This window comes from Brevibacillus sp. AF8, from assembly GCF_021270385.1.
Lineage (GTDB): Bacteria > Bacillota > Bacilli > Brevibacillales > Brevibacillaceae > Brevibacillus.
In genome coordinates this window covers 68,982-90,158 of record NZ_JAGQDN010000015.1, presented here as the reverse complement: position 1 = coordinate 90,158, position 21,177 = coordinate 68,982, and the positions used below count along the sequence as shown (strand labels likewise).

The following is a 21,177-nucleotide window of genomic DNA, read 5'->3' as shown; positions in this document are numbered from 1 at the left end:
TTCCACGATTACTGCCGAAACCAAATATTTTTGTAATCAACAAGACCAAGCGCATTCAACGAAACACCGGCCAGAGCCGAATGGTAAGCAGAATGCTGACGCGTATGGTATAAAAACAGCATCGCGCACTGCTCACGCAGCAGTCTCTCGACCTCCTGCAAGTGATGACGCTGCCCTGTCACATCCCTCTCCAGCATTAAGGCGTCCAACTCATAATCGATTTGCTCCCGCAAGACAGGACTCCACAACTGCCGCGAAAAGCTGATATCCGACTTAAAGAACTCCACCATCCCCAACTCCCACTGTTCATCAAAAACCTCTCCCGCAACCACCATATCTGCCTGCTGAATGACCTCTGGCTTCTTCAATTCCTCAATCGGCAGGACAGTCACTTCAACTCGAATGCCCCCATTCGCCAAATGCTGCCGTAACCATTCCGCATTATTTTCGTTGCCTGCCCCTTCGTACGTAAACAACCGTATCGGTTGATTATCGGGCCAGTCTTTGAAATCCCCATCCCAGTCCACTCCACCACTAGGCACATCCTTGTTTTCAGGTAAAAATCCGTAAGCAGGCATATACCGATTGCCTCGCAGCTCCGTAATCATTTTCTCGCGCTCGATAAGGCGATCCAACGCTTGCCGGAATGCAATATCTTGTTGTGGGCCTGGGCGATTCAGGTTAAAAGCGAGATACGTGCAGCCTTTCTCCAGGCTCTGCAACTCCTGCCATTGCTCCATCGGCCCGAGCTTATTCCAAAAGGTTTGGAAGTGCACCTCTCCTCGTTTTGAAAAGTAATCCTCGTTTCGCACATCCTGTCTGTTTTCGGGAACAATCCAAATCTCTACCCGATCCAAATGAGCCCTTCCGAGAAAATACGTAGGGACAGCCTCTAAAATGAACATCTGCGAGTCATTCGTCACCAGCGAAAATGGTCCACTGCCCACAGGTAATCGACTAAATGCTTGTCCTTTTTCCTGAACGACATCTCCCGGAACGATCGAAAGCCGATTCGCTGCCAGAATGGATAGCAGTAATTGATTGGGACGTCTGAGCGCAATTTTTACTATCGTCTCTTTTTCAGCAGTGACTTTTTCTACATCTTCCAGCATCCAGCGATAGGGAGACCCCGTCTTCGGATCGGCAATGCGCTCGAGCGTCCAGACGACGTCATGCGCTGTCAGTTCACGTCCATGGTGGAAAAGTACCCCTTTGCGCAAATAAAAGGTCCATTCTGTTCCACTCTCATTTACTTCCCAATGGTGGGCGAGATGCGGGATGAATGTATCCATTTTTTCGTCATAACGAATGAGCGTATCAAATAGTTGCTTAACCATGTGTGACTCTGTGCGCCTGTTGACAAAGGCAGGGTCGAGAGCGGGAATCGGTCTGTAAAAGGACATTCGAAGCGTATCCAGTTTTCGTTCACGGATTTCCTCTTGAATAAAGCCAAACTGCCCGGAGAGCCAGTCAAAAAAGTGCTCCCGCCCCTTGGCAGTGATGGCAAAATCATTGAGGAGCTGCATAGCGCCTTCCAAATCGCCATCTTGGATACGCCCCTGAGCGATGGGCAAAACGATCTGCTCGATCCCGTATAACAAGACGATCCGCGAGACATTGCCTCGTCCTCTTCCCGGGCTCCATTCAATCCACTTCTGCTCCTCCATCTGTTTGATGACTTTTTTCGTGTTCCGAATCGTGCAACAAAATATTTGAGCCAGCTCGGCAAGCGTAATCTCCTGCTGTTCACCCTCTGGGGCAGAGGCAAAATGCTGGCGCAAGCGCAAGTAGTAGTAGGCACTTTGCATCGAGATGATCACTCTTTCTACGTAAACAGTCGCTGTCGAATCCAAAAAGGGGTCCATACTCTCCAAACACTCTACCCTTTTTCTTCCCCTTTTTCTAGCTACAATGAGATCGAAGAAGGAGGTTTTTTCATGCCAGCGCCTAACAACATCCCCGCCACGAAGCTTGAATCACACGAGAGAATATCGATCTGGCGGAATCGGCCCTTTCTCGTCCTCTTTTTCACGTCCACCTTTATCGCGTGTGGAGCAAAGGTGTACGAACTGGCCTTGCCATTGATCTTGTATGATATGACCCAATCGCCAGTTGCCATGACGACCATGAAAAGCATTGAGTTTTTGCCAAATCTGCTGCTCGCCATGTTCATTGGCGTCTGGGTGGATCGCTTCTCCAAAAAACGCTGGTCGCAATGGATGGTTTTTGGCCAGATGATCCTGTTGTTTTTGCTATATCGACTGACCGAATCCGGACATGCACAGGTCATTCATTATTATGTGGCTGGCTTTTTCCTGATGGCGTTTAACTACGGCTTTCACAACGCTCGCGTCAGCATGATCAAGCAGGTGGTCCCTACCCCTCTGTTAACCTCAGCCAATGCTCGTTTTTCTTTTATGAGCACGTTTATTGAAATTATGGGACCTGCGATAACCGGGTTTATTCTGCTTCTGTCGGCGCTGCACACTGGGCTGCTCATTACGGGTACAGCCTATTTACTGGCTTTTATCGCCATATCGTTTTTAGATCGTACAGATGCGCCTGCCCCCTCTCAGGGCGGCTTTTGGCAGGAGTTGCGAAATGGTTGGAAGGAGCTGTTGGGCAATCGACCATTATGGCAGATTACAGTACTCGTGATTTTTCTCAATGCGACCTCGGGCATGTATGACGCCATGATCATTTTCTTTGCCAAGGATCACCTTAGGTTGGACAATTCCACATTAGGGCTGGTGCTTTCCGCGGCTGGACTTGGCGGTCTTCTCGGCAGCTCAGTGGTTGCCTATTTGCGGAGACGATTTCCCATCGGTCGCATCATGGGCATGACCATCCTGCTTCTCGGTTGCTCCTATTTGCTCATGGTTTTCGCGCAAAGTACGTGGATGCTCTGTCTTTCTCTATTTCTCACGGGACTGATCAGCACGATTGAAAACGTCTGTATTTGGACCTTTCGTCAAGAGACTACCCCTGCCCACATGATTGGCAGAATTAGCGGGATCACCGGCTCTATTTTCAAGCTCGGAATTGTCTTCTCCATCTATGGTTCGGGCTGGATGACCTTGTCGTTCGGGCCTTGGTCAGTCTTTTTGGCAGCGGCAGTGGGGAATCTCGTGGTTTTTCTCGTATATCGAAGATTGGCTTTGTGGAAATTGGCGTAAACAAAAAACACCCCTTAGAATCATTCTGTCGATTCTCAGGGGTGTATCCTGTGGCGAAGCTTTATACCTTGAAATGGCCTATCAGTTTTTCCAAATCATCCGCGAGACCCGCCAGCGATGCAGCCGAGGAGTAGATTTCCTCCATCGAGGCAAGCTGTTCTTCTGTAGCAGACGAGACTCCCACCGACAGAGAGACAGCCGATTGCGCGACAGTGGCGATCATCTGCATCGATTGTCCGACCTTGCCTGTACTTTCCGTAAGGGTATGTGCAGCAGTCGATACCTCTTGTATTTCATTCGTCACGCCAACAACAGCATCACGAATTTGAGAGAACGCTTCCCCTGCTCTTGCGACGCCCCCCATCCCGTCTGCTACTTCTTGAGAGCCTTTTTCCATCGTGAGGACCGCTTCGTTCGTCTCCATCTGGATCGACGCTACCAGTTGGGAGATTTCTTGTGCCGATGCAGATGCCTGCTCAGCCAGCTTTCGCACTTCATCCGCCACGACAGCAAAGCCTTTGCCGTGCTCGCCAGCCCTCGCCGCTTCGATAGCAGCATTCAATGCCAAGAGATTCGTCTGACCTGAAATTTGTGTAATGACTTCGACGATTTGGCCGATTTGCTCAGAGCGTTTTCCCAAACCACCTACCAGTGCAGTCAAATTCTCCATCGTTTCTCCGATCCCGTTCATCTGGGAAACCGACTGCTGGATAGTACGATCCCCCTCTGTCGCCAGCTCTGAGGTACTGGCAGCTGCAGCCGACACACTTTGCGCACGTGCCGCAATTTTTTCAATGCCTGCGGATATTTCTTCGACTTCTTGCTGACTCTCCTCTACGTTTTGGGATTGCCTGTCCGTTCCTTCCGTCATTTCCTGAATCGTGATGGCAATCTGCTCCGTAGCTTGGCTCGTTTGCTTCGAGCTCGCTGTCAGTTGTTCAGCTGCGGCTGCAACCTGCTGGGCATGCCCACGAACCTGAGAAATCAGCTCTCGTAAGTTGGCTAGCATCCGGTTAAATGAGCCTGCCAACTGTCCAATCTCGTCTTTGGAAGAGACGGTCAACTCTTGCGTCAAATCTCCTTTTCCTTCAGCGATATCATGTAGCTGTTTGTTCACCCGGTGCAGCGGTGCCACAATCGAGCGAATCAGAAAACCGCCAACCACAATCGCGACGAGAATTCCCACTGCATTAAAAAACAACTGGATCATGGCCGAAGTTCCTTCGTTCTCCGCCAGCTCCTGTCTATCTACTTCGATTTCATTACGCACCTCTTCGACCAATCCACTCACAACCGAATCCAGTGCTAATCTCGATTGCCGCTCCTGACCGAAATGATGAGCGATGGCTTCTTCATGTAGCCCATTATCCTGTGCCTCTACCGCTTTCTCACTCGACTCCAGAAAGGACTTGTACAGTCCCATTGCCTCCTCCATTTTTTCACGATGGTGAGAAGACTCTAAAGAACTGTTCATTTTGGCAAACAGGCTGTCCACCTTTGCTGCCTTTCCCTTCAATTCCATCCGAAATTCTTCATCGCCTGTTAACAAGTAGGCTCGTTCGTCATTATTTCGACCTGTCATAATAAACTGCATTTCACGCAGATCCGTCAATAATTTTTCCTCTTCGATAATCTGGGTGTAGGATGCCTTCATTGCTAGCATTTGCAGGTGCATATACGTACCTGAACCGAACATGACTGCCAATATGACACCAAAAGCCAGGATGATTTTTGTTCTGATTTTCACAAGGTGTGCCTCCCGTCATCTGATACTCTTGTTCATACCCAGCTCCTCCTTCCTTCAAACAATTTGATGTGCAAACAAAAAACCGCCAGATTAAATCGAGGTAATTTTTGTATTTTTCAAAAAATCTTGAACGAACAATCAAGTAATAGTAGAATACAAACGAAGTATATACCATAATTAGGGAGATGAGTTAATGTTAGGGAATTTATCTAAGATAATTACACCTCTTGCACTTTCAATGTCATTGCTCACTGTTCCAAGTATGGCTTTTGCTGAAAAAGTTGATGCAAAATACGAGAAAGCAGTAAAACAAGAAAAACTTGAAAAACTTAACGAAAAATTAGATTACTTACGAGAGCAAGTAAGAAAAACGAAAGATTTTGATAAGGCAATGAAAATAACAATAGAAAAATACAATAATTTGAAGGTAGTAAATTCAGATGGTGAAGATGGAAAACCGATCAATGCATTATCTAACGAGGAAGGATGGATAACATTTACTGACGAATTGTTTACGATGATGAAAGTGATCAATATGTGTTTGTTGGATATTGGGAGTGGGATGAGAAAGAAGGTTTTGTCGGACGCGACCCATACGATTTCGTAGGTGTTTATACAGATAATAAAAGAAGTATGCCAATAGACGTAGATGGGGTTGTCATCCAAGGCTGGAATGGCTTGGGTGATGAAGAAGCTTACTTCGATACAAGAACTGATAAAAAACGTGGTAAGGTAGCGTTAGCAAAACGCGCTACAGACGCAGGTGTTGGCTTTTGGATTAATGATCGATATGTTACAAATGGCACAATAACAGCTGTACTTGAAAAAGTTACAACAAACAAAAAAGAGCGGGTCTATTTACAATATGACCATTCTTGGACAAGCACTTCAATTACTGGGATAGGTGGTAACGTATCAGGTGGCGGTGGAGGTTTTAATATAACATGGAACACGGGTGTGAAGTATTTAAATACACTCACCTCTACAGGTGAATATTGGAAAGGATAATGTTAAAATTTGGGTGTCCCCCTTTATGGTGGACACCTGTTTTCTTAATAAAGTAGGAAAATTCAGTCTTTTCTATATAATTAAATGAAGGGGCGACATAATGAAAAAGATACCAATCATGCTATCCTTGATTCTAGTGTTAGTGACCTCTGGATGCAATAAAGGTACAACCGACATTAGTGAAGATCAAATCCGAATGGTTGCATACACCTACTCAGAAAATGTATTTAATAACTATAGATACGTAGGATCTATCAGTGATTTTTTAGGTAATGCTAATGGAAAAGAAATCACATTGGAATCACTTCAAATGTATGTAAGTGGGTATAAACAAGGAAATGGCAGGAAGAAAATTTATGAAAGTGTAGAAAATATCATCTCTCTCTACTTTGCAAAACACTACAATGAAAAAACCATCGCAAAATTATTTGACACGAATCGCAAATTAACCCAACTAACAAGGCAACTTAATGATTTGTTGACAGAAGAACATATATCTGCAAAACTTACCGCAAATGAAATCATTGAGCTAAGAGAGCGAATTGACGATCTACTCATCTATGTATACCCTGAGCAAGAGCAGGATGAGACAGGTATAAATCTATACACATTAATTACGAAACCTGAGAAATTACTTGAAAAGCATACCGTTACGGATATCGATATCTTTTTTATGAATGTTAACAACGCTATGGAGCAATTGAACAACTTCCTAGAACAAGTCGGTAAAACTTAATCCTTTAAACACGTTCGTGTGCAGAAAAAAACGTCAGAATAAATCCTGACGGTTCAAACATTCGGTACGCTAAACTCCAAGCTTCGCAGCCACTTTATTCTCTATCCCCATCTTTACAATTTTTCGATCACTTTATCAATCAAGCCGTATTCAAGCGCCTCTGCGGCGGTAAGGAAATAGTCGCGGTCTGCATCTTTTTCGATTTGCTCGACTGTCTTTCCCGTACGCTCTGCGATGATCGTATACAGCATGTTGCGATGTCGCATGATACGGTCTGCTGCGATCTTGATATCGCTCGCCTGTCCTTGACTGCCTCCCCACGGCTGGTGGAGCATGACTTCTGCATTGGGCAACGCGTACCGTTTGCCCGGCGCTCCCGCTACGAGAAGCATCGCACCCATAGACGCTGCCATCCCTGTGCAGATTGTAGACACATCAGGCGCAATGAAACTCATCGTATCGATAATCGCCATCCCTGCTGTGACAGAGCCTCCGGGCGAATTGATATAAAGATGAATGTCTTTTTTCGGGTCCTCTGCTGCCAGGAACAGCAACTGAGCTACGACTGCATTGGCTACCTGATCATCGATGGCACTGCCGAGAAAAATAATGCGATCCTTCAACAACCGGGAGTAAATGTCATAGGACCTCTCTCCATAACTCGTTTGCTCGACTACTACCGGAATGAGATTCATGAAAAACCCTCCTTCGCTTGTTTACGCTGCGTTTTTTACGCGGCCATACTCATGCTGATTGCTTGTGGAACCGCCACTGATTTTTTGTTAAATCCTGATGAAACCTGCGTCACGACTGCCGGATTACTCGCCGGGCCCACTGACCATGTCTGAACAGCCGCTTCTCTTTCGACAGCAACCCCATTTCCGTTTCGGGCAGGCATGGCAATGACCTGGTCGGTTTGAGGCTGGACTCGACTTTCCCAAACGATTACGGGTTTGGACTTATTGGACTCCGCAGCTTGTGCTTTCATGCCTCGTCTCCTCCTTGTTTTGGATAAACCGCGAGAACCACCTGATACGTCTCTTGTCCCTTTTCTTTTGGCTGATACTTCGCCACAAGCTGATTCACCAGTTGGACGTACTCCTCTACAAAAGCACTGCGCTGTTCCGCACTGGCTAGCTGAATACTCGCATTCAGTGAGGCGCTCGGAACCTCGACCTCTTGATCGGAGCGCTCCAGCAAGAGCATGGCATCACGCTTGATTCGTTCTGCTGTCTGGACCAGATGAGACAGCGACCCTTGATCCTTCATTTGCTGAACGGTATCGTTGCCCCAGTTCAGTCCTTCCGAGAGCACATACGTCCGCGCAATTGCCAAGTAAAGCACCTCGACGAGATTGCGCACCTGTCGACTCCCTACCCGTCTGACCAATCCGACTTTTTCCAAGGCCTTCAAGTGATAATTGACACGCTGCGGGATTTCATTGATACCACGTGCGACTTCTGCTGCCGAAGCAGGCTCTGCCAAACGGCTTAAAATCTCGGCACGTAGCGGGTTCAATAGCGCCATCGCCTGTTCCGGCTTCTCGACTACATATGTTTCCAGTTGTTCGTGCGCCACAACAACACCTCATGACATTAATCATTTACGTAAAAATAGTTTATTACGTTCGTTTTTGTTTGTCAAATGATGGATAAGCCTTTTTTTCGACAACGCCAAAAGCCCCGCTATCACCTGCGGAGCTTTGTTTTTTCTTTTTTATTCGATTCGCTCAATGAATAGAGATAATTTCTCCGTCCTGCGGAACATGTACACGCCCGGATAGCTGTTTTTCCTGCAAACATTCATTCAATTCCTGGCGGCTGAGCAAGCAATGGTTCCACGTCTCCATGTGGGCAACAAGGATACGACTGTCGGGCGCGGCATTTGCGACATGGACGATATCCTCCTTCGTCATCGTGATCGGGTCTCCCGTCAAGAACCGGGCCGCACCTGCGAAAACGATGATCACATCAGGACGATACGCTGCAACAGCTTGCTCCGCTTCCTCACACCAAATCGTATCCCCCGCCACATACAGCGTCTGCTCACCAGCTCGCTTCAAGACAAAGCCAGATACTGGCCCCATCTGCTGCCCAATTTCCCCTGTTCCGTGTTGACCACCTGCTCGATGCAGGTGAACCCCTTGCCATGTATACTCCTCTTCGATGGAAATGACTTGTTCGAAGCCATGCTGCATCAGCTTATCCAGATCCGGTGGCTGGCAAAATACAGGCAAATGCTTCGGGAGGAGGCGAATGGCCGCTTCATCGAGGTGATCGAAATGAGTATGCGTCACCAAGATGGCGTCCACGCCAGCGAGTACCTCCTCCACGGATATGGGCAATTCTACTCCTGGATTCGGGCGCTGATTCGGCGTATTTGGTACTGCTGGCATTTCGCCCTTGGAGCTAAACATCGGATCGACCAAAAATGTCAGCCCTGCATATTCCACACGCAAGGTAGCATGTCGTACAAGCTGAATCTGCATGTCATTTCTTCCTTTCCTCGTTACCGTTATAATGGTTGTACGTTTATTGTATAAGGCAGTGAACGGTTGCCGCGAAACGATTGCTGGCTTCCCACTTTCGCCGTGAAAGGAGTTACGCATGCTAGACCAAATTGATCTCTCCATTCTTGCCTTGCTACGAAAAAACAGCCGCTTGCAGTGGAAGGACATCGGCGAACAGGTCCATCTAAGCGGTCAAGCCGTCGGCAACCGCATTAGACGAATGGAGGAGCAAGGGATTATTCAAGGCTACACAACGCTCATTGATGAAGCCAAAATCGCCCCGTTCCTCACTGCTCTGGTCACGATGTTCATGACTACTACTGATCATTCTCTCTTCACTCGTTTTATCAAAAGTCGCAGCGAGATCGTCGAAGCGCATCGCATTAGCGGAGAAGGCTGCTATACCATGTTGGTACATGTTCCAGATCAAGAGGCCCTCAATCATTTTTTAGATACCCTTCTTCCTTTTGGGAACTACCGCGTCAACCTATCGATTAACAAATTGAAATAGTTGGTAGTTTGTCAATGAATTCGCTCTCATGAACTTTCAGGATTGCACGATTTTGTGAACAAGAGTAGAATGATGAATACGAAAGGAGGAGAATCGCCATGGAAGATATGCTATTGCTGCTGTTTTCGCTGGAAGATTTCTTCGCCTTGGTCGCGATTTTTGTAGGATGCTTCACTTCTGCTTTTTGTCTCAGACAGTGTTGCCTGCAAAACCGGGCTCTACCGCAGAACGTCACAGATATGTACCGACCTCCCATTAACACGTTGTTGGTTGAGACTTATCCAATGGCGGCAAGGCAACCGCAGCGCCTTCGTTTCTTCAGGCGCATCCAGCATACAGACGGCGAAATGGATACATATGGTTCCTTTGTTTTGGATCGCGTAGCGTAACGAACATCCAAAAGGAGGTTGATCATATGATCGCCAAATATATCGGAGAAGCTTTGTTGTTTATTGTGGGTTTGCCTATTTTTGCTTACCAAACATTCGAAGGAATACATGCATTGGCAGATTTCTTCGCCCAAGTATCCGATTTTACCAATTTCAAATAAGCATGACACATATTAAAGCCTGACCGCATCCATTGACGGTCAGGCTTTCTTTAATTTGCTTGGATGCGATCTCCTCTTGTTGTCGGTTGCGAGATCACAAGAAATTCCACATCCTCTGCTCCCTCGTTTTTCATCTGGTGTTTGACTCCCGGAGGCACTTCTACCCCTTCCTGCCTGCCCAGCACATGACGAACGCCATCCACTTCCAGCATAGCCTGTCCTGACAGCACGAAGAAAAACTGCCGCGACCGCTCGTGATAATGGCGCACCTCTGCTGTATTTCCGGGCATCCGCTCATGAATGACGCTGAGGTCTTGGCCTTTGACCAGATACCAGCCATCGCATTGATCTCCCCAATGATAATGCTCTGCATTCTCTTTGCTGATTTTTGCCACGCCTGCTCCTCCTCCGTTTTTTGCTCTATCTTCACACGCTAAGGAGCATTTGTCACCAAGTGTTTACTTTTTCTGCTGGCTATGTTAAAATATTTGTGTATTCTAAGTGAATATTTGATTCGTTACTGGAGGAGCCTGTCATCATAGGGTTCTTTTTGTCTTTTTTTAGCCGACAAAAAGAAAGCTGTGATTGCGGGCTCTTTTTTATTTCGTAAAAAGGGGGAAACCAGATGCTTATTTTTCAGCTGGCTGTCATTTTGATCGCCTCCAAAATCGCCGGTGACATCAGCGTGCGGCTGGGACAGCCATCCGTTTTGGGGAAACTGCTCATCGGTATCGTTCTAGGTCCTACCGTTCTCGGGCTAGTCACAGACACAGAAATCCTCAAGGAAATTAGCCAAATCGGGGTTATCCTGCTCATGTTTATCGCGGGCTTGGAGACCGATATTGATGAGTTCAAACGCACTGCCAAGTCTTCAACCAGCGTAGGTGTCGCAGGAATTGTCATGCCACTTGCACTCGGTTATGGTGCCGGGATTGCGATTGGTCTCTCCAACATTGAAGCGATCTTCCTCGGCCTGTTGCTCTCTGCTACCAGTGTGAGTATTTCCGTACAAACGTTGAAGGAATTGGGCAAGCTAAAATCAAGGGAAGGCGCAACCATCATGGGGGCTGCTGTTATCGATGACGTTTTGGTCATCCTGGCACTCGCTTTCTTGATGAGCTTTGCTGGCGGCGATGTTAATCTTGGTATGGTGATTTTGAAAAAGGTCGCATTTTTTGCCATCGTCATCGTTCTTTCCTGGAAAGTTGTCCCTTGGGTTTTGAAAAAATTTGCTCCTTTGCAGGTTACAGAATCGGTCATTTCCGCGGCACTCATTATCTGTTTCCTGTTCGCTTATTTTGCTGAATATACAGGGGTTGCCGCCATCATCGGCTCCTACATCGCCGGTGTTGCGATCAGCTTAACCAATTACAAGACAGAAGTAACGCACAAGGTCGAAACCATCAGCTACGCGGTTTTCGTGCCAGTCTTCTTCACCTCGATCGGGGTAACGGCACAGTTCTCTGGCATCTTGGAAAATCTCGGACTGATTGTGCTCCTGAGCGTCATCGCGATTGTTTCCAAGCTCATCGGTGGTGCATTTGGTGCAAAAATCACGGGCTTCCCGTGGAAAAACTCGATGGCCATTGGTGCAGCCATGGTATCGCGTGGAGAGGTGGCACTCATTATCGCCGCCATTGGTTTGGAGAACAATTTGCTCACGCAAGACATGTTTGCCGTCCTGATTGTCGTCGTACTCTTGACGACCATCGTCACTCCGCCAATGATGAAAATGTTCTTCTCGAAAACATCGCAGCCAGAAGGAATGGCGTTGAAAAAGAACGCCTAGCACAACCAAGACTGTTTCTCGCCATAGACGCGGGAGACAGTCTTTTTTTATTATGGGAAAAATACCCTCTGCACTGATAGGAGGAACACCCTCATGAAAATTGTCATCGCTCCCGATTCCTTTAAAGGCAGCCTAACAGCCAAACAGGTGGGCGAAGCCATTCGCTCAGGGATTCAACGCGTACTCCCGCAAAGTGAACTCATCGTAAAACCGATGGCTGACGGCGGGGAAGGTACTATGCAATGCCTGGTCGATGCCACAGATGGCAAAATACTGACCGCCACCGTAAAAAACCCGCTCGGACAGGACATTTCTGCTGAATTCGGCATTTTGGGTGACGGTGCAACCTGTGTGATCGAAATGGCTGCTGCGTCTGGTCTTTACTTGATTTCTTCCGCAGATCGCAACCCGCTTGTCACGACGACCTTTGGCTTTGGTCAGCTGATTACGGCCGGACTCGATCAAGGCTGCCGCAAGTTCATTCTCGGACTGGGTGGTAGTGCTACCAATGACGGAGGCGCTGGCATGCTCCAAGCTCTCGGATATGTGCTTCTCGATCAAGACGACCAGCCACTCTCTTTTGGAGGTGGGGAATTATCACGATTGAGCCGTATTGATACGAGTCAGGTTGATAAGCGACTGGCTGACTGTCACTTCGTCATCGCGTGTGATGTCACCAATCCTTTTGTTGGACCCAATGGCGCTTCACACGTTTTCGGTCCGCAAAAAGGAGCCACACCGGAAATGGTGCTGCAATTGGATGATCATTTGCGCCATTTCGCTGACTTGATCGAAAAGACCCGTGGCATCGCCATTCACGATTTGCCTGGAACTGGTGCTGCCGGTGGTGTCGCCGGTGCCCTACTCGCTTTTCTGAATGGACAGCTTACTTCCGGTATTGAGATTGTGATCGAGACGACAGAACTCGCGGAAGCCATGGACAAAGCCAATCTTGTGATCACAGGCGAGGGACAAGTCGACTTCCAGACTGCCCAAGGAAAGACGCCATGTGGAGTTGCCCAAGTCGCGCAACGATACGGCATTCCCGTCATCGTCCTCGCTGGTTCCATTGGAAATGGCATCGACACCCTTTATGAAAAAGGCGTTTCTGCCGTTGTCGGCATCACCAACAAACCGATGACCCTAGATCAATCAATGCGCGAAGCCGCCTCGCTCTTGGAGCAGACAGCCGAGCAGGTTATGCGGATTTATAGCTTGAAAACCTGATCGGCCTCTCGTTAACCGTATATGAGTGCATCGACAAGCCTTTGATAGCCGATATCGGAAAAGAAATCGAAAGTGGCTTCGGCGGAGTCATTACTCCCATCGGACTCGTCATCATTTTCCGTACATAGATCAGCAAAATTTTGGAAAACCCCGGTACTGGTGATGCTTTGGGTGTCATCATCAAAGGAACTCCAATCGTGGACGATGTCAAATGATTGCGGGATGGCTGGCTCCTCTTTCATTCGCTCCGGCTGGGCGCCTTGCCCGGTTTCATTGCATTCTTGCAAATCTTGACGTTCATGGCAATGGGCAGCGGTGCAATGGTATTCATTTTGGCGCTTATCCTGTTGTAAATCTTTTTCAGATTCATAAATGTGGTTGAGTCTATCGGCTGTTGCACACCAACTGAATTTCTCCAACGCAATTTGACGAGCTTCTTGCTTCATTTTCAAATACAGGGGCTTATTCATGATCAGCGAACAGATCGCATCGGCAAAGGCTTGCGGATTTTTATATTGCTTGATCAACAATCCAGAACGGCCATGCTGAATCACTTCTTTTATGCCCCCGTTTTTCGAGGCAACGACTGGCAATCCGGAAGACATCGCTTCGACGTTAACAAGTCCAAACGATTCATGCTTTTGCGAAGGACAAATGAACAAATCGGCTTTTCTAAAAACGCGATGGATATGACAATGGGGGATCGTACCTAGGAATTCAGCATGTACGCCAAATTTACGAGAGAGCGACTGCAATTGCCTTGCATATTTGCTTGTGGGTGACCCTCCTGCAATCATTACTTTGACAGGTTGGTTTACCTGTTTATTCACGAGCTTAACTGCCTGAAGCAATACGGGAACGCCTTTGCGTGGAATAAGCCTGCCTGCGAACAATAAAGTGAAAGCACGGGGATGAGAGGTTTTTTGAATAGGGGAAAAGCGAGATGTATCAACGCCAAGCCATGCAACCCGGATTTTTCTCGACATACTGGGAAACCGAGCAGAAAGTCGCCTTTCAAGAGAGGAGCTGTTGGTGATAATCAAGTCTGCCTTTCGCAACCCGGCCAAAGTCTCTGCCCGACTGGTATGGGGAAAGTTGACAAAAGTCAGCGAGTGAAGATACAAGGAGACAGTAGCTTTCGGAAACATCGATTTAATCTGCCCGACGAACTCTGGACGGTTATCAATTTGCAAAACGTCAAATTGGCGTTTTTTCAGGATTTTTTTCACATGGGTTAAATATTTCGCAGGACTCCCGGTAGGAACGCGATAGATGTTCACCCCATCGATAACAGAATACTTTGGGTACCGAGAATGCGCTCTGCTGATGATCGAGACCGAGTGCCACTTACTCAATTCTTTGGCGATCGCCAGAATTGTAATTTCGACGGACCCCCCAAGAATGGGGGGAACGGGAATTTGCTCAGGGGCGATGATCACGATTTTCATACCGATCCCTCTCCTGTTTAAGAGCTAGGACTTGCAGAGAATTTTTCATTCGATAGACACAAGTACATTTTATGTTTGGGTGAGTAGAAGGTGTTGGGCTCGGGGCCTATTGCCCTTAGACATTTTTTTGGGAATCACTTTGTTTCCCTATGAAGGGTATAGCGCTTTAGTCGCGGGGAATATTTTTTCAGTTCCAATCGCTCGGGATGATTCCGCTTGTTTTTGGATGTGATATAGTTGCGATCTCCGGTTTCAGTGCATTGCAGGGTAATGTTCACGCGCATGGATGTCAGCCTCCTCTTTTTTGGTTACAATGTCGTCTCGATTACAGCATCTGCTGTTGGGAGTGGATCGGGCAGCTTACTCCAGTCCGCCTCGTATTCCTCATCGTTCAGGAGACATGCATCGAGATGCTTCACGATTTGCTCCTGGTTCAGATCGATCCCGATAAAGACGAGCTCTGTGGTTCGATCCCCATGTACGGGATGCCATGTTTGCTGCCAGTCTGGGTCCTCTACCAAAATGGCTTGTTGCTCTTCTGCCGATAACGCTGCTGTCCAATAGCCTGCCGTTCCGATTTCGATGGATGGCCCCGCCTGACTGAGTGTCATCGCCACGTCATTTCGTGTCGCCAACCAGAAAAAGCCTTTGGCACGCACGATTTCTTCTGGCCAAGCCTCTAACCACTTTTCAAAACGGGCTGGATGAAACGGTCTGCGACTGCGATAAACGAAGGAGGAAATTCCGTACTCGTCCGTCTCAGGTGTATGCACTTCCTTTTGCAGCTCAGCAATCCATCCCGCTGATTGACTGGCAGTCTCGAAGTCGAACAGATGGGTATTCAAAATTTCTTGCGGGTCCACCTGCCCACGAACAGCGCGGATGAAGCGAGCCTTTGGCTGTAGCTTGCGCAGAACGGCTTCCAGCTGGATTAAATCGTCTGGAGCGACGCGATCGCATTTGTTCAGAATCAACACATCACAGAATTCAATCTGGTCGATTAAAAGATCCGCGACCTCACGAGTATCCTCTGCGCCAACTGCCTGCCCTCTGTCCAAAAGGTTTTCGCCGGAAGAAAAGTCATACCAGAAGCGGTACGCATCCACTACGGTTACCATCGTGTCCAGGCGGCATAAGGACGACAAATTAATGCCATTTTCTTCGTCTACGTATGTGAAAGTCTGGGCGACAGGAACCGGCTCGCCTACTCCCGTCGATTCAATCAGTATGTAGTCATACCGTCCTTCCACAGCCAGACGCTCTACCTCCGTCAGCAAATCCTCTCGCAAGGTGCAGCAAATGCAACCATTCGACAGCTCCACGACCTTTTCGTCCACGCGTGACAGACCACTGCCTGCGAGAATTAGAGAGGCGTCTACGTTTACTTCGCTCAAGTCGTTAACGATCACGGCGACTCGTAGCCCCTCCCGATTGTTCAGGATATGGTTCAGTAGCGTCGTTTTGCCTGCTCCCAAGTACCCGCTCAGGACTGTGACAGGGATTTTCTTTTCGTTTATGCTCATGCTAGATCTCCTTTTCAGTTTGTTAAAACGTAATTATTACGATTTGTTGGTTATCATAACGCGTCAAAATATCTAAAGTCAATACAAAACGTAATTATTACGATTTAAGAGGCAAAAAAATCAGCCAGTTTTCACTCTGACTGATTCGTCCACGCCTACTCCACTATTGTTTTTTCGCCTTATTCATCCCAACTGCTTCACCATAAACCCCAATGACTGGCTGGTACGACTGACGATCATTTAACTTCCCCTGCTCGACGACTGGCTGCGGGCGATTGTCTTTCCACGTAAGCTGGCTGTACACATGACCTGTCGCAGTCGGCATCGTGACGAGGATGTCTTTTACCTGATCAGCATTGCCATCCGTGATGGCGAGCTTCGGAAGAATACCACTGTCACGTTTTCCTACAGAGATAAACGTCTGCTGATTATCCTTCCCTTCGCGAACTACGACACGCAGGTTATGAGCCGTCTGATTCATCGATACGCCCATCTTATCGCCTACAAGCAAAATCAGATCCTTGATATTGTCTCCCGTTACGTCTGCATACTTCGTATCAAGGACAAAGGTACTATCGCTGCTCATACTGAAGCCGCTATTGATCGTCACATCTGGCGACGGCATATTGTCCCAGTCTGCTTTTTGAACCGTTACCTGTAAAAGCTGCGGCTGTTTGTCGACGACGTTCCATACACTGGTCGCCACCGCCAGGCGATCCTCCGTATTCAGCCCCCACAAGATTTGCTTGCCCATGTAACGCAGGTTGCCTTTCGCATCCCGGAATGGCACCAGCTCCACCAGCTTTTGCGTATATCCATTGGTTGCCTTTTGCAACTTTCCATTGGCATGATAAATCCCTTGCTTCACGTACGTAGCCTTATTGTCCGATATATCTACTGTACTCGTCGCTTTTGTTTTTGTGTTCGTTACTTTTGCCACAAATCCATCGGCAAATTGTATGTTGAACGGGATATTTTGCTCTGGTTGCAATAAGACTACCGGCGCGTACGCTTGCGACTGGGTGCCGCTCGCTTGAACCGGGTTAGCCCCAACGCCTGAAGCCATGAGAACCGCGCCGCTGCAAAGAACTGCCGCCATCGTTTTGTGCCATGCTTTCATCCTATTCTCCTCCTTCGTATAGATAACATCCAACTCCTATCCTACATTTTTAAACGAATTTGCTAGGTCAATTGTTGCTAGTAAAATGTTCCCTGTTCTCTCGCACTTTTTTCCTGTATAAGGTAGCTTAGAGCATGTTCGTTCGTTCTTGAAAAGCTCCAAAACGGGTTTTTTTACCGTTTTGCAACAAATTTGCGGGATGGGCAAGCTACAATATAGTCAAATGGATGCAGCAACAGAAAGGAACATTTGAAATGAAAAAGGCTTGGCTCGTAACGACAGCACTCTGCGCCTCGCTTGTTAGCGGTTGCGGACTCACAGATACACCCAATGAATTGATGCGCGCCCCGTCAGCAGACGGCGATCAAAAATCAATCAATCAGGCCGTCATGCAATTTTTGCCGGCTGGGTCACAATTATCTGTTCCTCTTCATCCCGCAGAAGCCAGTGCCGTCTCCCTACAGGACCTAAATGGAGATGGAGTTGCAGAGGTCGTCGCTTTTTACAAAACCGAAAAAACCGATTATGAAATCGGTGTGCTTGTGCTTACCCAAAAGCAAGGAAACTGGGAAAAGCTCTCCTCCTTTACTGGAGTCGGCAGCGAATTGGATTACGTCTCCTTTCAAGATCTCACAGGGGACAAAATTCCAGAAATGCTGATCGGAATGGGAGGCGGCGAAGATTTAAACAAGGAGCTCTCCATCTATTCGCTAGCGAATAATATGACCCAGGAATTAATGAAGCAGCCCTATACCATTATGGCAGTAGGCGATTTGACAGGAGATGATCACGCGGATCTCGCTCTCGTTGTTCTCGATAAAAATAACTTCACATCCAAAGCCGAGTTGTACGGGGCGGCGAATGGAACAATCGCCAAAAAGACAGAGATAGCCCTTGACGGATATGTGAATGGTTACTATCAGGCTATCATCGGAAAAGCTTCGTCAGCCCGAAACGCACTATTTATTGATGCTGGATTAGGTGCTCACTCTGCTTCCACTGAACTACTCCTCTGGGACAATGGACAACTGTCCAACCCTTTGGCAAAAATAGAAGGAGAGATGGACCTGACCTTCAAGCCTTATTCTTTGGAAAGTGAAGATATCAACGGTGATGGCATCATCGAGATCGGCACAAAGATACAACCCGCTGGGACAGAGGATTTGGCCATGGCAGAAATCCCCTGGGTGTCCTCCTACTTCCAATGGGACGGGAAAACGGGCTTGAAACACATCGAGGATCATTATCAAAATTATACACAGGGCTTTGACCTCAAGATTCCGGCAAAATGGGGCGAAAAGTACACCATCTCCATCAACCATGATACGAATCCACTTCTTGTCCGATTCCAATATTACGGTGCGAATGGGAAAAATAAGGCAGAATTACTAACGCTGCAAAGCATTCCACAAAACGAATGGACCAAATTTGAAAGCGGATTGAAGCAAAAGCAAGTTCCCTACATTTTGCTGAAGGAAGAGGGAAAACAAGTCTTGATCGCCATTTTACCGCAAACGACACCTACCCTTGGAAAAGCTGCGCTCGCAGAATATCGATCCATGCAGCTTACCGCAGAGGAGGTTCGTCAGCTCTACAAACCGGTGACGAGCCGGGAATAAAAGTGAAATAGTAAATCCTTATCAAGGAGATTTGCCCTATGAAGGTTCTATTACTGGAAGACGAGAAATCCATCCGGGATTTTGTGCGCATCAATCTCAAGCGCGAGGGCTATGAGGTAATCGAGGCTGGGACCGGAGAAGAGGCACTTGATCTCGCAGATCAACAATCGGACATCGTCATCGCGATTCTCGACGTCATGCTCCCCGGCATTGATGGCTTCGAAGTATGCGGGCAGCTACGAAAAAAATATCCGCGCCTCGGGATCATTATGTTGACGGCGAAAAGCCAGGAGTTGGACAAAGTCATGGGTCTCGAATTCGGGGCGGACGATTACGTCTCCAAGCCATTTAGCCCTGCGGAACTGCTGGCCCGTGTCAAAGCGTTGCAACGAAGATTGACACCCATTCCTGAGGCTGAGGACAAAAATGAAATTAACATTGCCCCCTTCAGGCTATTGCTAGATGAACGGAAGCTGATTCGGGTGGAACAAGAAATTGACCTCACGCCAAAAGAATTTGCCATCATCAAATTACTCGCTGAAAATGCGAACAAAGCCATCAGTCGAGACGAGATTTTGACAGCAGTTTGGGGTCAATTTTTTGTCGGGGACTTAAAAATCGTTGATGTGAATATCCGCCGAATCCGGCAAAAAATCGAGGACGATCCGGCTCATCCAGCTTTCCTGGAGACTGTCTGGGGGTATGGCTACCTGTGGCGAAAGGACGTCCCAGATGAAAGGCATTAAGAGTAGGCTGGTTCTTCATTTCGGCCTGATCCTCCTTCTGATCGTGCTGCTTTTGGAAGGACTGTTTTACTGGGCCGTTCATACATATTACATCGGGACTGCGACCGAAGCGTTAGTGACCCGCAGCACGACCTTCACCAATTTTATTAACAAGTACGCCACTGGCTATCGGTTAAAAGACAAAGCACGTTACATTTTGGAGAATGTTTCGAATCAGGAATACGCCAAAATTGAGGTCTTGGACCCGGGAGGAAAAGTCATTCTCAACTCCTACGGCTTTCAGACCAGCGAGATCATCAATACCCCTGACGTCATGGATGCGCTCAAGGGACAAAGTGGTCTCTACATCGGGAAAAGTCCACAATCGCGGGAGCGTGTCATCGCGGTGTCCAATCCGCTTACGTACAGCGGAGAATTTGTAGGCGTTCTTCGGTACACGATCTCTGCTGAACCGCTCTATCAAGCAGTAAATCGCATTGCCTTGTACGGCGCTGGCGTTGGGACAGGCGTAGTCGTCCTTGCTTTTGCACTCAGCCTGCTCATGGCAAAACGAATCGTTGACCCTATTGAAGATTTAACGAGTGCGGCCAAACAAATGGCGGAAGGAAATTTCGCTGTCCGCGCACCAAAACGATTCGATGATGAGGTAGGAACCCTCGCAGATACTTTCAATTACATGGCAACGGAGATAGGGAAAAACGAAAAACTGAAAAATGACTTCATCTCCTCGGTCTCCCATGAGCTGCGTACCCCACTTACGTCGATTAAAGGGTGGGGCGAAACACTCATTTCGGGTGGTTTGGAAGAACCTGAAGAGACAATGCTCGGTCTGGAAGTCATCTCCAAGGAGACAGATCGTCTGATTGGTCTGGTCGAGGAATTACTCGATTTCTCGAAGTTTCAATCCGGTGAGATGAAATTGTCTCGAGAACGTATGGATGTCCGGGATCTTCTTCATGATTTGCATCTTCAATTTTCAGTACGTGCCAACGCCAAACAAATCGAGTTGAAACTGGAGACTCCCCCTACTCCACTCATAGTTATGGGAGACCCGAATCGGCTGAAGCAAGTATTTGTGAATCTATTGGACAACGCGTTAAAATTCACGCCACAAAATGGCTCGATCGTCATCGCAGCTTCTTTGTCAGGCGATAGGCTCCTTGTCACCGTCACGGATACTGGTGAAGGCATTAACCCGGAAGACCTGCCACATGTCACAGAAAAGTTTTTCAAGGGGCGCTCCAAGCTCTCCGGCAGTGGTTTGGGATTGGCAATCTGCAAAGAGATCATTCAACTCCATGCCGGGAGGTTTTCGGTTAGCAGTGCCCTTGGTCAAGGAACATCGATTATGGTGGATTTACCGTTGTTGGCGAATCAATAAGGCAGGAAGAGCGGGTTGCTCTCCTGGAGAAGATATTGCAAAAAAACTCACCCTTGCCGCATTGAAAATGAGGCGTGGATGAGTTTT

The 21,177-nt window shown here is 47.8% G+C and carries 23 protein-coding genes; 12 read left to right on the top strand and 11 right to left on the bottom strand.

The window, feature by feature from the left end:
• Nucleotides 1–8: 8 nt before the first annotated feature.
• Nucleotides 9–1,865 carry an SgrR family transcriptional regulator gene (locus KB186_RS18975; protein WP_232774165.1) on the bottom strand — a complete coding sequence of 619 codons (1,857 nt, stop codon included), beginning with the start codon at nucleotides 1,863–1,865 and terminating at the stop codon, nucleotides 9–11.
• Between the two features lie 72 nt (nucleotides 1,866–1,937).
• Here KB186_RS18975 and KB186_RS18970 point away from each other — a divergent pair, with 72 nt between their 5' ends.
• Entirely contained in the window at nucleotides 1,938–3,176 is a 1,239-nt protein-coding gene (locus KB186_RS18970; protein ID WP_232774164.1) for an MFS transporter, read from the top strand.
• Between the two features lie 61 nt (nucleotides 3,177–3,237).
• On the opposite strand, the gene KB186_RS28475 is transcribed toward KB186_RS18970, so the two are convergent.
• Nucleotides 3,238–4,923 (bottom strand): methyl-accepting chemotaxis protein, encoded by a 1,686-nt coding sequence (locus KB186_RS28475; RefSeq protein ID WP_232774163.1) that lies wholly within the window; start codon nucleotides 4,921–4,923, stop codon nucleotides 3,238–3,240.
• Between the two features lie 193 nt (nucleotides 4,924–5,116).
• Between KB186_RS28475 and KB186_RS18960 the strand changes: the two genes are divergently transcribed.
• From KB186_RS18960 to KB186_RS18950, 3 genes are all read left to right on the top strand, one after another.
• Entirely contained in the window at nucleotides 5,117–5,530 is a 414-nt protein-coding gene (locus KB186_RS18960) for a hypothetical protein (protein WP_232774162.1), read from the top strand.
• Nucleotides 5,461–5,931: a hypothetical protein gene (locus tag KB186_RS18955; protein ID WP_232774161.1), complete on the top strand. Its 471-nt coding sequence runs from the start codon at nucleotides 5,461–5,463 to the stop codon at nucleotides 5,929–5,931. Before KB186_RS18960 ends, KB186_RS18955 begins: the two co-directional genes overlap by 70 nt.
• 100 nt (nucleotides 5,932–6,031) lie before the next feature.
• Complete coding sequence (locus tag KB186_RS18950; RefSeq protein ID WP_232774160.1) at nucleotides 6,032–6,667, top strand: hypothetical protein; 636 nt, start codon at nucleotides 6,032–6,034, stop codon at nucleotides 6,665–6,667.
• A 113-nt stretch (nucleotides 6,668–6,780) separates the two neighbouring features.
• Here KB186_RS18950 and clpP read toward each other — a convergent pair whose 3' ends face one another.
• The 4 genes from clpP to KB186_RS18930 form a co-directional block, all read right to left on the bottom strand.
• Nucleotides 6,781–7,362 (bottom strand): ATP-dependent Clp endopeptidase proteolytic subunit ClpP, encoded by a 582-nt coding sequence (clpP, locus tag KB186_RS18945; protein WP_007726172.1) that lies wholly within the window; start codon nucleotides 7,360–7,362, stop codon nucleotides 6,781–6,783.
• A gap of 35 nt (nucleotides 7,363–7,397) precedes the next feature.
• Entirely contained in the window at nucleotides 7,398–7,655 is a 258-nt protein-coding gene (locus KB186_RS18940) for a hypothetical protein (protein WP_173611864.1), read from the bottom strand.
• Nucleotides 7,652–8,245, bottom strand: a complete 594-nt coding sequence (locus KB186_RS18935) for a winged helix-turn-helix domain-containing protein (protein ID WP_007726169.1) — start codon at nucleotides 8,243–8,245, stop codon at nucleotides 7,652–7,654. Before KB186_RS18935 ends, KB186_RS18940 begins: the two co-directional genes overlap by 4 nt.
• A 151-nt stretch (nucleotides 8,246–8,396) precedes the next feature.
• Entirely contained in the window at nucleotides 8,397–9,155 is a 759-nt protein-coding gene (locus tag KB186_RS18930) for an MBL fold metallo-hydrolase (RefSeq protein WP_232774159.1), read from the bottom strand.
• Nucleotides 9,156–9,273: 118 nt separating this feature from the next.
• Here KB186_RS18930 and KB186_RS18925 point away from each other — a divergent pair, with 118 nt between their 5' ends.
• The 3 genes from KB186_RS18925 to KB186_RS28300 all read left to right on the top strand — a co-directional run bounded on the left by KB186_RS18925 (nucleotide 9,274) and on the right by KB186_RS28300 (nucleotide 10,237).
• The gene (locus KB186_RS18925) at nucleotides 9,274–9,687 is read left to right on the top strand and encodes an Lrp/AsnC family transcriptional regulator (RefSeq protein ID WP_173611862.1); all 414 of its coding nucleotides are present in this window, start codon (nucleotides 9,274–9,276) and stop codon (nucleotides 9,685–9,687) included.
• Nucleotides 9,688–9,785: 98 nt separating this feature from the next.
• On the top strand, nucleotides 9,786–10,076 hold the full coding sequence (locus KB186_RS18920; protein ID WP_173611861.1) for a hypothetical protein: 291 nt from the start codon (nucleotides 9,786–9,788) through the stop codon (nucleotides 10,074–10,076).
• Between the two features lie 26 nt (nucleotides 10,077–10,102).
• Entirely contained in the window at nucleotides 10,103–10,237 is a 135-nt protein-coding gene (locus KB186_RS28300; RefSeq protein WP_012684166.1) for a hypothetical protein, read from the top strand.
• A 50-nt stretch (nucleotides 10,238–10,287) separates the two neighbouring features.
• On the opposite strand, the gene KB186_RS18915 is transcribed toward KB186_RS28300, so the two are convergent.
• Complete coding sequence (locus tag KB186_RS18915; protein ID WP_173611860.1) at nucleotides 10,288–10,632, bottom strand: cupin domain-containing protein; 345 nt, start codon at nucleotides 10,630–10,632, stop codon at nucleotides 10,288–10,290.
• A 230-nt stretch (nucleotides 10,633–10,862) separates the two neighbouring features.
• On the opposite strand from KB186_RS18915, the gene KB186_RS18910 reads away from it, so the two are divergent.
• Together KB186_RS18910 and KB186_RS18905 are read left to right on the top strand one after the other, a co-directional pair.
• Nucleotides 10,863–12,026 carry a cation:proton antiporter gene (locus KB186_RS18910; RefSeq protein WP_173611859.1) on the top strand — a complete coding sequence of 388 codons (1,164 nt, stop codon included), beginning with the start codon at nucleotides 10,863–10,865 and terminating at the stop codon, nucleotides 12,024–12,026.
• A gap of 93 nt (nucleotides 12,027–12,119) precedes the next feature.
• Nucleotides 12,120–13,253, top strand: a complete 1,134-nt coding sequence (locus KB186_RS18905) for a glycerate kinase (RefSeq protein ID WP_173611858.1) — start codon at nucleotides 12,120–12,122, stop codon at nucleotides 13,251–13,253.
• Nucleotides 13,254–13,264: 11 nt separating this feature from the next.
• Here the strand turns inward: KB186_RS18905 and KB186_RS18900 are convergent, their stop codons facing one another.
• The 4 genes from KB186_RS18900 to KB186_RS18885 form a co-directional block, all read right to left on the bottom strand.
• Nucleotides 13,265–14,701 carry a glycosyltransferase family 4 protein gene (locus tag KB186_RS18900; RefSeq protein WP_221866661.1) on the bottom strand — a complete coding sequence of 479 codons (1,437 nt, stop codon included), beginning with the start codon at nucleotides 14,699–14,701 and terminating at the stop codon, nucleotides 13,265–13,267.
• Between the two features lie 134 nt (nucleotides 14,702–14,835).
• Complete coding sequence (gene rpmG, locus KB186_RS18895) at nucleotides 14,836–14,985, bottom strand: 50S ribosomal protein L33 (RefSeq protein ID WP_012684162.1); 150 nt, start codon at nucleotides 14,983–14,985, stop codon at nucleotides 14,836–14,838.
• A gap of 24 nt (nucleotides 14,986–15,009) precedes the next feature.
• Entirely contained in the window at nucleotides 15,010–16,224 is a 1,215-nt protein-coding gene (locus tag KB186_RS18890) for a GTP-binding protein (RefSeq protein ID WP_232774158.1), read from the bottom strand.
• Nucleotides 16,225–16,387: 163 nt separating this feature from the next.
• Entirely contained in the window at nucleotides 16,388–17,344 is a 957-nt protein-coding gene (locus tag KB186_RS18885) for a hypothetical protein (RefSeq protein ID WP_221866663.1), read from the bottom strand.
• Nucleotides 17,345–17,598: 254 nt separating this feature from the next.
• On the opposite strand from KB186_RS18885, the gene KB186_RS18880 reads away from it, so the two are divergent.
• The 3 genes from KB186_RS18880 to KB186_RS18870 are packed head-to-tail and all read left to right on the top strand — an operon-like array spanning nucleotide 17,599 to nucleotide 21,090.
• Nucleotides 17,599–18,963 (top strand): VCBS repeat-containing protein, encoded by a 1,365-nt coding sequence (locus KB186_RS18880; RefSeq protein WP_173611854.1) that lies wholly within the window; start codon nucleotides 17,599–17,601, stop codon nucleotides 18,961–18,963.
• Nucleotides 18,964–19,001: 38 nt separating this feature from the next.
• Nucleotides 19,002–19,709: a response regulator transcription factor gene (locus KB186_RS18875; RefSeq protein ID WP_173611853.1), complete on the top strand. Its 708-nt coding sequence runs from the start codon at nucleotides 19,002–19,004 to the stop codon at nucleotides 19,707–19,709.
• A complete protein-coding gene (locus tag KB186_RS18870) occupies nucleotides 19,696–21,090 on the top strand; it encodes a sensor histidine kinase (RefSeq protein ID WP_229087909.1) in 1,395 nt (464 codons plus the stop codon). The genes KB186_RS18875 and KB186_RS18870 overlap by 14 nt, the downstream gene beginning before the upstream one ends.
• Nucleotides 21,091–21,177 lie beyond the last annotated feature (87 nt).

Coding starts and splice junctions, on each gene's coding strand:
- KB186_RS18900 (WP_221866661.1), bottom strand. CDS start 14,701: ATGAAAATCGTGATCATCGCCCCTGAGCAAATTCCCGTTCCCCCCATT.
- KB186_RS18925 (WP_173611862.1), top strand. CDS start 9,274: ATGCTAGACCAAATTGATCTCTCCATTCTTGCCTTGCTACGAAAAAAC.
- KB186_RS28300 (WP_012684166.1), top strand. CDS start 10,103: ATGATCGCCAAATATATCGGAGAAGCTTTGTTGTTTATTGTGGGTTTG.
- KB186_RS18880 (WP_173611854.1), top strand. CDS start 17,599: ATGAAAAAGGCTTGGCTCGTAACGACAGCACTCTGCGCCTCGCTTGTT.
- KB186_RS18910 (WP_173611859.1), top strand. CDS start 10,863: ATGCTTATTTTTCAGCTGGCTGTCATTTTGATCGCCTCCAAAATCGCC.
- KB186_RS18890 (WP_232774158.1), bottom strand. CDS start 16,224: ATGAGCATAAACGAAAAGAAAATCCCTGTCACAGTCCTGAGCGGGTAC.
- rpmG (WP_012684162.1), bottom strand. CDS start 14,985: ATGCGCGTGAACATTACCCTGCAATGCACTGAAACCGGAGATCGCAAC.
- KB186_RS18970 (WP_232774164.1), top strand. CDS start 1,938: ATGCCAGCGCCTAACAACATCCCCGCCACGAAGCTTGAATCACACGAG.
- KB186_RS18875 (WP_173611853.1), top strand. CDS start 19,002: ATGAAGGTTCTATTACTGGAAGACGAGAAATCCATCCGGGATTTTGTG.
- KB186_RS18885 (WP_221866663.1), bottom strand. CDS start 17,344: ATGAAAGCATGGCACAAAACGATGGCGGCAGTTCTTTGCAGCGGCGCG.
- KB186_RS18950 (WP_232774160.1), top strand. CDS start 6,032: ATGAAAAAGATACCAATCATGCTATCCTTGATTCTAGTGTTAGTGACC.
- KB186_RS18975 (WP_232774165.1), bottom strand. CDS start 1,865: ATGGACCCCTTTTTGGATTCGACAGCGACTGTTTACGTAGAAAGAGTG.
- KB186_RS18870 (WP_229087909.1), top strand. CDS start 19,696: ATGAAAGGCATTAAGAGTAGGCTGGTTCTTCATTTCGGCCTGATCCTC.
- KB186_RS18920 (WP_173611861.1), top strand. CDS start 9,786: ATGGAAGATATGCTATTGCTGCTGTTTTCGCTGGAAGATTTCTTCGCC.
- KB186_RS18930 (WP_232774159.1), bottom strand. CDS start 9,155: ATGCAGATTCAGCTTGTACGACATGCTACCTTGCGTGTGGAATATGCA.
- KB186_RS18940 (WP_173611864.1), bottom strand. CDS start 7,655: ATGAAAGCACAAGCTGCGGAGTCCAATAAGTCCAAACCCGTAATCGTT.
- KB186_RS18905 (WP_173611858.1), top strand. CDS start 12,120: ATGAAAATTGTCATCGCTCCCGATTCCTTTAAAGGCAGCCTAACAGCC.
- clpP (WP_007726172.1), bottom strand. CDS start 7,362: ATGAATCTCATTCCGGTAGTAGTCGAGCAAACGAGTTATGGAGAGAGG.
- KB186_RS18960 (WP_232774162.1), top strand. CDS start 5,117: ATGTTAGGGAATTTATCTAAGATAATTACACCTCTTGCACTTTCAATG.